At 45.9% G+C, this 10,847-nt stretch carries 8 protein-coding genes; 6 read left to right on the top strand and 2 right to left on the bottom strand.

Annotated elements, in window-relative coordinates:
* Nucleotides 1–116: 116 nt before the first annotated feature.
* Nucleotides 117–2,090: an ABC transporter ATP-binding protein/permease gene (locus QUB35_RS36805; protein WP_333147687.1), complete on the top strand. Its 1,974-nt coding sequence runs from the start codon at nucleotides 117–119 to the stop codon at nucleotides 2,088–2,090.
* A 435-nt stretch (nucleotides 2,091–2,525) separates the two neighbouring features.
* Nucleotides 2,526–4,148 (top strand): NB-ARC domain-containing protein, encoded by a 1,623-nt coding sequence (locus tag QUB35_RS36800; RefSeq protein WP_333147685.1) that lies wholly within the window; start codon nucleotides 2,526–2,528, stop codon nucleotides 4,146–4,148.
* 67 nt (nucleotides 4,149–4,215) lie between these two features.
* Here QUB35_RS36800 and QUB35_RS36795 read toward each other — a convergent pair whose 3' ends face one another.
* Complete coding sequence (locus tag QUB35_RS36795; RefSeq protein WP_333147683.1) at nucleotides 4,216–5,946, bottom strand: NAD(P)H-quinone oxidoreductase subunit 4; 1,731 nt, start codon at nucleotides 5,944–5,946, stop codon at nucleotides 4,216–4,218.
* A gap of 535 nt (nucleotides 5,947–6,481) precedes the next feature.
* Complete coding sequence (locus tag QUB35_RS36790) at nucleotides 6,482–6,844, bottom strand: ADP-ribosylglycohydrolase family protein (protein WP_333147681.1); 363 nt, start codon at nucleotides 6,842–6,844, stop codon at nucleotides 6,482–6,484.
* A gap of 187 nt (nucleotides 6,845–7,031) precedes the next feature.
* On the opposite strand from QUB35_RS36790, the gene minC reads away from it, so the two are divergent.
* From minC to QUB35_RS36770, 4 genes are all read left to right on the top strand, one after another.
* Nucleotides 7,032–7,841, top strand: a complete 810-nt coding sequence (gene minC / locus QUB35_RS36785) for a septum site-determining protein MinC (protein WP_333147679.1) — start codon at nucleotides 7,032–7,034, stop codon at nucleotides 7,839–7,841.
* Nucleotides 7,842–8,012: 171 nt separating this feature from the next.
* Nucleotides 8,013–8,819 carry a septum site-determining protein MinD gene (gene minD, locus QUB35_RS36780; RefSeq protein ID WP_333103449.1) on the top strand — a complete coding sequence of 269 codons (807 nt, stop codon included), beginning with the start codon at nucleotides 8,013–8,015 and terminating at the stop codon, nucleotides 8,817–8,819.
* Between the two features lie 347 nt (nucleotides 8,820–9,166).
* A complete protein-coding gene (gene minE / locus QUB35_RS36775; protein WP_445252069.1) occupies nucleotides 9,167–9,562 on the top strand; it encodes a cell division topological specificity factor MinE in 396 nt (131 codons plus the stop codon).
* 620 nt (nucleotides 9,563–10,182) lie between these two features.
* On the top strand, nucleotides 10,183–10,758 hold the full coding sequence (locus QUB35_RS36770) for a TerD family protein (RefSeq protein WP_333147677.1): 576 nt from the start codon (nucleotides 10,183–10,185) through the stop codon (nucleotides 10,756–10,758).
* The last annotated feature ends 89 nt before the right edge of the window (nucleotides 10,759–10,847 follow it).

The raw sequence follows: 10,847 nt of genomic DNA, 5'->3' as shown, positions 1-10,847 counted from the left end.
CGTATTGTACAATACGCGAGCGGGGACGCTCGCACTACAATAAAAAAAATGCTTTTTACAAAACTGAGATGCTCCCATATGTTAGAACAGTCAAAGTAGTTTTGTAAACAGCAAAGATGAATCGATTTGACCGTCAGTTGTGGCAGAGATTTATTGCGATCGCTCAACCTTACTTTTATCCTTTAGAGCCTGGGGGAGGCAGGGTATTTTTGGGATTAGTGGCGCTGTTGTTGATATTTCTCTTCGCTGCGATGTTTGTGTTCGTCAGCGCTGTATGTTTGGGTACTCAAGTCTTATTTCCCCAATTTGTCAATAGTATTGCTGCCGGCTTAGTTACTTTGTTGAAAGGAATTATTAATTCGCCCGCAATTGCGATCGTGGCTTTAATGTTAATTATTCCTTTCAGTGCTTTTGTCTGGTTCAAAGACAGATTGACTGCACACTGGCAGCCCTGGGCTTTATTGACTTTGCTGCTGTTTTTGTCCCTGTCAGTCAGCGGTATGAATGTAATAATTAGTTACGTCGGTAACTTTTTTAACACAGCACTAGCTAAGAAAGACCAGCTCAATTACTGGAAGTATCTGTTTGTGTATGCAGGGGTTTTTATAGTCGGCACTCCCATTGTGGTAATTTATAGGTATACCGAAGATAAATTGGGTATCTACTGGCGGGAGTGGATGACGAATAAGTTCCTCGATAAGTATTTTCAGAATCGGGCTTATTACGAAATAAATTTACACAAGGAAATCGACAATCCAGACCAGCGAATTTCCGAAGATGTCCGATCTTTTACCCGGACAAGTTTGTCATTTATGCTGCTCATCCTGGGTTCAATAGTTAATATTATATCTTTTACTGGTATCCTGTGGTCTATCTCAAAACAACTTTCGATTTTTCTGATTATCTATGCTATTGTGGGCACGACAGCTACTCTAGTTTTTGGTCAAAGATTAGTACCTCTGAATTTCGAGCAACTTAAAAAAGAAGCAAATTTTCGCTACGGACTGGTTCACATTCGCGACAACGCCGAATCTATTGCTTTTTATGGAGGCGAGGAGCAAGAATCATTTCAAATAAAGCAGCGATTTGTGGAAGTATTTCGCAATTTTAATTTGCTAATTGGTTGGCAGCGGAATTTGGATTATTTCACAACTGGATACGGATATGCTGTGGTGATTATTCCGGCTTTGTTTCTGGCTCCAACTTATTTTGCCGATCAAAGTGGTACAATCGAGTTTGGAGATATCACTCAAGCTGGTTTTGCTTTTAGTCAGGTTTTGCGCGCTTTTTCTGTGATTGTAACTCAGATTGAGCCGCTGAGTTCTTTTGCCGCTAGTATCAATCGTTTGACTGTATTTACAGATACTCTGGAAGCGGAAAAAGCGGTATCTCGTGCCGGAGGAACTGCTATAGATGTAGTAGTAGATTCTCAGTTGACACTGGAGCACGTTACTTTAGATACTCCGCAGCATCAAAAGACTTTAATTAGGGATTTGTCGGTAGCAGTGCAGCCCGGTGAAGGACTGTTAATTGTCGGGCAAAGCGGTGCTGGGAAGAGTTCTTTGCTGCGGGCAATTGCGGGTTTGTGGGAATCGGGAACCGGCCGTTTGGCGCGGCCGGAATTGGGGGAAATGCTGTTTTTGCCGCAGCGTCCTTATATGATTTTGGGTAGTTTGCGATCGCAACTTTTGTATCCCAACAGCAGCAGCGAGGTTGATGAGGAAAAATTGCGCCGCGTTTTGGCATCAGTAAACTTAGCAGATTTGCCGGACAGATTGGGCGGTTTTGATGCGGATTTAGATTGGGGTGAGATTTTGTCGCTGGGAGAACAGCAACGTTTAGCTTTTGCTAGATTGTTATTGACGGAACCGAGATACGCTATTTTGGATGAGGCGACAAGTGCTTTGGATTTGAAGAACGAGCAACATTTATACGAGCAGTTGCAAGCCACTAAAACTACGTTTGTGAGTGTCGGCCACCGATTGAGCTTAGTGAAATATCACCAGCAGGTTTTGGAACTTCTGGGCGAGGGGAGTTGGCGGCTGCTTTCGGCCCAAGAATACCGCGCTAGTGCGAAGGTTTTTGGCTGATAAAGTGCTGCTTTCAGGAATTGTGAATTTACCCGGTTGTTGGTTCGCGGTGGGTGGTGGCGCGGTTGGAGATTTATCCTTTGGTTCTACAGATTGATGGCCGCGCCTCCACCCACCCTACAATAGGTTCTACGAGTAGGGACATAGCAACAATTAATGCCGATCGATTCCCGGTTCCTCATACCCTTTTAGATTAAAGAATTAAAGAATTGAAGAATTGGGAATGACTGATTCTGTATGGGTTTGGAACGGGGGCCTACAGTTGCATTCTTTGTTTAAACTGGTATCACAATAGATAATGGGGTATAAATATCTAAAACTGCCCAAACAACAAAAAGCAAGCTGAACGTTGGTAGATTCGATTCAATTGCTCGCCTGCGAGAACTCACACAATATAATAGAAGATAGATTTTTAGTATAGACGAGATTCCTACCTTGACTACTCCGATTCCTCAAAACTTTGTGCAAACGATCGCCAAACAGCGCGGTGTCACAGATGCCGAGTTAGAAACTGTGTTTATGGCTCTCGACGGTCAATCTACAGGGACGATCGCAACCAAGCTTGGCATTAGCGATATCGCCGTTCGCAAAAGACTCGGCGAAGTTTACAAAAAGTTTCAGATCGGGGGGAACGGCCCTGGAAAGCTTTCGGAATTGAGGCATCAGTTGCTGTTTTCATACCACATCGATCAGGGAACGAGCGATTTTAGTCGAGGTAAAGGCTCCCTATTGAAGATGGCGATTGGACACCGACAGGAAGATTGGGGCCAAGCACCGGATGTTTCGGTTTTTTACGGACGGACTGAAGAATTAACTACTTTAAAGCAGTGGATTGTATCAGATAATTGTCGCCTGGTAGCGCTGCTGGGTTTGGCTGGTAGTGGCAAAACAACTCTGTCGGTGCAGTTAGCAAAACAAATACAGAATGAGTTTGATTTTGTGATTTGGCGATCGCTGCGATCGACACCCGCACCATCCGACTTCCTAGGGAGCTTAATTCAACTTTTTTATAACCAACAAAAACCCGATGTGCCGCTCGACCTCAACAGCAAAATTTCGCGCTTGGTCGAGTATCTGCGGAAACACCGCTGTCTGGTAATTTTAGATGATTTTGAAGCGGTTCTCAGACCTGAAGAATTAGCGGGACACTACCGCGAAGGCTGCGAAGGATATCGAGATTTAATCGTGCGGCTGTCTGAGGTCAATCACAATAGCTGTTTACTGCTAGTTAGTTCGGAAGAGCCTACGGAACTGGCTTTGCTGGCGGGAGAAAAAGTGCGGTCTTTAAAACCTGCTATTTCCGAGGAAATAGCGCGGGAAATTTTCAAAGAAAAAGGTTTGTCGGCTCAAGATCGAGAGTTGGAAATCTTGTTATCCCGGTACGGAGGCAATCTGTTAGCATTAAAGATTGTAGCGACAACAATTAACGAGTTTTTTGAGGGGAATGTTTTAAACCTTTTGGAAGCTACGGCTTTATTTATTGAAGAACATATCAGCAATTTGCTCGCGCAGCAGTTCGATCGCATGTCGAGTTCTGAACAAGATATTGCCTACTGGATTGCTATTGCTCAAAACCCAGTTTCCCTGGCGACTTTGCGAGAGCAGATGTTGGTCAATTCATCGCTTTCCGATTTGCTGAAAAATCTCGATTCTCTGGGTCGTCGCTCGCTGATTGACAAAATTAGTGAGGGCGGGGAAACTGTTTTTATGCTTCAGCCTTTGATCGTGCAATATGTAACCGACCGATTAGTCGATCAGATTCGAGCGGAGGTTTTGGAGACGGTTAAGACGCAAGGAATAGAAAGAATGCGGCTGTTGAAAACTCACAAATTGAGCATCAACATTGCTACACGGAAAGGGAATAAAGGCGAGCCAATTAGTTCTATTTTAGAATTAGTAAAAACTCGGTTGCAAGTGTTGTTTGTGAAGACGACAGGCTTGGAAGAACCGCTAAATATCTTGAATAAAGTTGCCTCCGAACTGGAGGATAAATCGATTCTTGAGGTGGGATATGCTAGGGAGAATCTGGCGCAGATTATTTCAGAAATTCAGGGCTAACAAAAAAGCGATCGCCCTTTGACAAAAGCGATCGCCCAATTTTCAACAAAAACAGAATTCGGTAAAATTATTTGACAATGCCAAAAACCGATGCAGATTCAGACCCTGTAATTTTGTCCAAAGCAGGCGATTTTTGAGCTTGGGCAATTTTGGGAACCAAAAGTTGATTCGCATAAATCCGAGGATTTTGTTGAGCAATTTGGATGTAAGATTGGCGGACTTCTGCGTTGACTGCGACAGTCTTGGCATCGTAGACTTGCATGGCCATGTTGGGATAAAAACCAATGCCGACAATCGGTATCAAAAAGCAAAATGCGATCGCCACTTCCCGAGGTTTAGCATCAATAAACGGTGCATCACCAGGCAAAACGCAACTATTACCAAAACAAACCGCTTCATCCAGATTGTTTCTCTGATTCTGCAAATTTAGATCCTCAAGGTCGCAAGCCGCTAGTGTCCCACAGTTGTAAAATAACTGTCGCAGCATCGAGAGCAAATAAATCGGCGTCAAAATCAGTCCCACTGCCGCCAGGAACACTGTCACCGCGCGGAAAGAACCGCTGTACATATCGCTAGTTGCGACGCCCACAAACACTGAGAGTTCGCTAGCAAAACCGCTCATTCCGGGGAGTGCCAAGGATGCCATCGCGCCTGCGGTAAACAAGGCAAACACTTTCGGCATGACTTTCCCAATCTCGCCCATCTCGTCCATGATCATTGTATGGGTGCGATCGTAAGTAACGCCAGCCAGGAAAAACAATACTGAGGCGATTAAACCGTGGGAAATCATTTGCAACAGCGCCCCGTTGATTCCCAAATCCGTGAAGGAAGCAATACCCAACAACACGAATCCCATGTGAGAAATCGACGAATTCGCTAGGCGGCGCTTCATGTTCGATTGGCCGAAGGAATTCAGCGCGCCGTAGATAATATTGACCACGCCGAGCACCGCCATAATCGGTGCAAAGTAAACGTGTGCTTGGGGAAGAAGTTCCAAATTCAGGCGAATCAGTCCGTATCCGCCCATTTTCAGCAATACGCCGGCCAGAATCATCGATACGGGAGAAGATGCTTCACCGTGGGCATCAGGTAGCCAAGTGTGGAAGGGGAAAATCGCCAGTTTCACACCGAAGGCAATCAGCAATCCCGCATAAAGCAGTAATTCTAAACTCAGTGGGTAGTCCTTCAAGCCTAGTTCTACCATGTCGAAGGTGGGGGTGCCTCCGCCGTAGAATGCCATTGCTAAGGCAGCTATCAAAATAAAGATGGAAGCGCCTGCGGTGTAAATCAAGAATTTGGTAGCTGCGTAGCGACGGTTTTGTCCGCCCCAAATCGAGATTAGGAGGTACACCGGAATTAGTTCTAGTTCCCAGACGATGAAGAGCAGCATGATGTCTTGGGCGACGAAGACTCCTATTTGTGCGGAGTACATCACCAGCATCAGGAAGTAGAAGAGTCGCGGCTTGCGATCGACTTCCCAGGCTGCAAAGATTGATAGGGTCGTCACCAATCCCGCCAACAGTACCAACGGCACAGACAGCCCGTCAACGGAAACAGACCAGTTGAAGCCTAAAGAAGGTATCCAGGGATATTGTTCGACGATTTGGAAAGTAGAGATGCTGGGATCGTAATGAGTCCAAAACACCCAGCACATTAATACAAAATCTGCAATGCCTACGCCTAGGGCATACCAGCGCACGGTTTTGCCGTCTGTATCGGGCAGAAAAGGGATGGCGAGGGCAGCTACCAGGGGTAGGATGACAATTGCGGTCAGCCAAGGAAATTGATCCGCTATCATAGTGAGAATAAATACTTAGTTGGAAGTTACCAAAATTATAATACTAAATTTAATTAAAACTTAAGATTTATTCATAAATATTTTTTATATATAGGGCGTGTCATTAATTAGGTTGGTTGACAAAACAGAATTAACGTGTAGTGAGTAGCGATCGGAGGGTTAAGCCAGCCAAATGACTGATGCTGCCAGTAGCGCCGTGTCATCGGGTTTTCCTGAAGCTTGAGTGAGCGATCCGAACCCTACGCACATTCGCCCGCTTTTGTCAACTCTTTTAATTGATGACACACCCTAGATCAACGCGAAGACACATATCACGAATTGCTACACAGGTCAATTGATTTTCGATTTTTTATTTTTGATTTTCGATTCAGGACTTATGAACAACAAAATATAGCGTTTTGTTGGCGCAATCTGCCTGTGGTTGCGCCTATTCTGGTAGATGGTGGGGTAAATTTATCTATGTTAACTAAAATTGCTAGTTCTTGTAAAAACCAAGAAGATTGAAAACTGATATAAGTATTCACAGCGATCGAGATCAAGTCAAAAGCCGATCGCCAAAAGATGCAATTAAAGTGCGATCGACTAATTGCGAGATCCATTTTTCCGGTATACCAGATTCTCCGTAAAAACCCCTCGCCAACAGTCCGTAAACCCCACCAGTTGTATCCGCATCGTCGCCCAAATTTACAGCCAACAAACAGCCTTCAGCAAAAGAAGAACTGTTGTAAAACGCCCAAAGTGCCGATTCCAAAGACTTGACAACATAACCACTACCCTGAATTTCAGGAGGTTGTCGCAATTTAAAAGAACCCGCCGCAATCTCATCAATCTCTGCTACCAGCGGATTTGCCGCCCAATATCCAGCAATCGGTTTTTTTACCGAATCGCCCGGTTGCAACGAAGTATTTTTGTAAAAAAACCAGGTTTCTAGACCTCCATGCGTAAGTCCTACTTTTGTCTAAAGTGTGCGCGGAGTGCCCTGCTAATGACTAATGACTAATGACTAATGACTAATGACTAATGACTAATGACCACTCAGGCTAATATTGATGTTAACCTGTCCCTACCCGAACTCAGACCTGTCCATGACACCCGATGTTTTCCCCGGAGCCGCTGCCGAACCTGCCCCTCAAGCGACACCCGAAGTCAGCCTTGATATGCAAGTCCGCCTTAAAACAGAAGATGGACAGCTACTACTGCTACTCCCCTCAGAAACTAACACCAGTGAATTACCAACAGCCACGGCCTCGACTTGGACTGAACTTTGGCAGCAGCTAAAAGTCAGGCTGAACGCAGGAGAACGCTTTTGGCAGGCAAATGCCGAAGTACAATTGATGGCGAACGATCGACTTTTAGATATCCGCCAACTGCAAGAAATCGCCGATGCCCTCTCGGAAGTGGAACTGCAACTCAAACGAGTCCACACCAGTCGCCGCCAAACCGCCGTTGCTGCTGCTACAGCAGGCTATTGTGTAGAACAGCAGCCTCCGGTTTCTTCCCTGAATAAAGCCACTGCCGAAAAACCGCAATCGCTGGCGGAACCTTTATATTTGCAGATGACAGTGCGATCGGGCGTAGAAATTCGTCATCCGGGCACCGTCGTACTTTTGGGAGACGTAAATCCCGGCGGCTCAGTCATCGCCGGAGGCGATATCCTAGTTTGGGGCCGTTTGCGGGGAGTCGTGCACGCCGGTGCCGGTGGCAACACCAAAAGCGTGATTATGACCTTGCAGATGGAACCGATGGTGATTAGGATTGCTAAGTATGTTGCCAGAGGCCCAGAAACCTCACCCGCTCAGTTTTTCCCGGAAGTCGCCTATGTGACGCCTCAAGGGATTCGGATCGGTAGAGCCTCTGATTTTGACAAATCGCAGTTAGTCGGGGGTAATGGTTAGTTGACAGTTGACAGTTGATAGTTGACAGTTGACAGTTGACAGTTGACAGTTGACAGTTGTTAGTTGGCATTTGTTAGTTGTTACCAATTAGCAATTACCAATTAGCAATTAGCAATTAGCAATTACCAATTACCAATTACCAATTAGCAATAACTAATCTAAAAATCGCTTATGGCTCGCATTATTGTTGTTACATCAGGGAAAGGCGGGGTAGGAAAAACCACCTCCACAGCCAATCTCGGCATGGCTTTAGCTAAGCGGGGGCGCAACGTTGCTGTAATTGATGCCGATTTCGGTCTCAGAAATTTAGACTTGCTGCTGGGCTTAGAAAATCGGATTGTTTACACGGCATTAGAAGTTCTCGCTGGAGAGTGCCGATTAGAGCAAGCTTTGGTGAAAGATAAGCGACAGCCGCGCTTGGTGCTGTTGCCGGCTGCCCAAACTCGGATGAAAGATGCCATCAGCGCCGAGCAGATGAAGCAGCTTGTGGGGATGTTGGGACCAAAATACGACTATATTTTGATCGACTCTCCTGCTGGAATTGAACAAGGCTTTCAAAATGCGATCGCCCCGGCTCAAGAAGGCATCATTGTCACCACTCCCGAAATCGCTGCTGTCCGCGATGCCGATCGAGTCATCGGGCTGCTGGAAGCCAACAACGTCAAGAAAATCAACCTAATCGTCAACCGGATCAGACCCGCAATGGTGCTGGCAAATGATATGATGTCGGTGCAAGACGTGCGGGAAATCCTCGCCATTTCGCTGTTAGGCGTCGTTCCCGACGACGAGCGCGTCATCGTTTCCACCAACCGAGGGGAACCATTAGTATTGTCGGAAACGGCCTCTTTAGCTGGAACAGCCTTCGACAATATTGCCCGCCGCTTAGAAGGCGAAAAAGTTGAATTTCTCGATCTAAATCCCCGTCCCGAAAACTTCTTTACTCGCCTCCGCAAGTTCTTAAATACTAAAATTATGTGATGTGCTCATTGGCGATCGATCTTTAACAGCAGCGACCGCATCACAAAAACTAGCCCAAAATTTCCCCCAGTGACACCAGTTCCCAAAAAGAATGAAACTGTAGACCAGCTCCCAACCTGACGGGAATCACTGATTCCCCCATCGAAAATCGAAAATCGAAAATCGACCCCATCACAAAAACTAGCCCAAAATTTCCCCCAGTGACACCAGTTCCCAAAAAGAATGAAACTGTAGACCAGCTCCCAACCTGACGGGAATCACTGATTCCCCCATCGAAAATCGAAAATCGAAAATCGAAAATGGTATGACCTTTTCTATGCCTAACCCTTGACAAACCAGCCCGACCCATGATACACACACTTCTCGAACGACTTTTCCCGCGCACCCCTGACAACAGCCGCGACGAGGTAAAACGGCGCCTCAAACTGGTTCTAGCCCACGATCGCTCAGAACTCAGCCCAGAAATGGTTGAGTCGATGCGCCGAGAAATTCTAGAGGTGGTATCTCGCTACGTGGAAATCGATACCACCGGGTCTGAGTTCTCGCTGGAGAGCGACCAGCGGGCCACAGCACTAATTGCAAATCTCCCGATCCGGCGAGTCAGACTCGAACATCCACCGAGGAATTTGCCCGATAATTTGCCCGATAATTTGCCCGATAATTTGCCCCCGAATCGGCCAGAGAATCGACCCGAATATGTACCGGAGTATGTAGTCGAAATTCTCCCCGACACTACGGAGTGATAGGGATTGAGCTTTTATTGTCAGGCAAAGAGTTCGATTCGAGCCGATCGGCATTTAAATTAAACTATAGCAACCGCTTTCGTCGGTTAGAAAATAGACTAAAATTAGTGGCCAGTTTTGCAGAGCGATCGCGCAGACTTTTGGGCCCAAACTGTACAGTTATACCTCCTTCATCAGGTCATCCGAGCGATCGAGTTAAATGGCATAAAGAAAATCGAAGTTGCTCCAGAGTGGGGAATCCGTCGCAACACCATCGACGCCACAAGTCGATGGTATTGCAACACAGGAGGCTTCCAAGCGGAGGGCCTTCTGGAAACGGCCTGGTAATGGTCACTGGCATCACAAAACACGGCGAAGTTCCGAGAGTTTGTCAAAATACACAAGCACAATAACCCAAGCTGAGATTACACAACTGTGGGAGGCAGGGCATGATTGCTTTGTACTCAGACAAAAAAAATAATTAAGAGTTGTAACCCCTATTGACATCGGCACAGTTAGCTAATATTCTTATTATTTAAGATTTAAAATTCTCCAACTATTTCCAGCAAAAACTTAATAAAGTTTTCCAGTCCGCGCCTCCCTCCATAACCACTTCTAATTCTAATGAGGAAGATTGAATCATGGCCGTATCTCTGAACAAAGGACAACGGGTATCGCTTGAAAAAATTTCACCCGGTCTCTCAGAAGTATTCATAGGACTGGGATGGGACGTTAAAGCTACAGACACGGGCTCTGACTTTGACCTAGACTCATCATTGTTCCTCTTAGGTGCTAACGAAAAATTAATTTCTGACAACCACTTCATTTTTTACAACAATCTCACAAGTCCAGATCCCGACAAATCAGTGCAGCACCTGGGAGATAATCTCACGGGGGCCGGCGAGGGGGATGATGAAGTTATCAAAATCAACCTCAAAAAAGTGCCTAATGATGTCCAAAAAATTCTTGTAACTGTAACCATCCATGAAGCACAGCAACGCCGTCAAAATTTTGGTCAGGTGCAAAATGCCTTCGTGCGGATCGTTAATGCCCAAACACAACAGGAAGCTGTTCGCTATGACTTGGTAGAAGATTATTCCATAGAGACAGCACTGATCATGGCTGAACTCTACCGGAAAGACGGCGAGTGGCGTCTCAATGCAGTGGGATCAGGTTATCAAGGTGGTTTACAAGCATTACTCGATCGCTATAGCTAATATCATTTCCGTTGTGCGATTCGTTTAACCTAAATGGGTAGGTTCTCCTATCCAGGGACGGTTAGCCTAACTCTCAACGGAGTTAGTGA

The organism is Microcoleus sp. B13-B6, from assembly GCF_036705405.1.
Taxonomy (GTDB): Bacteria; Cyanobacteriota; Cyanobacteriia; order Cyanobacteriales; family Microcoleaceae; genus Microcoleus.
Note: the sequence above shows the minus strand (reverse complement) of the source record. Positions and strands in the feature narration are given on the sequence as shown.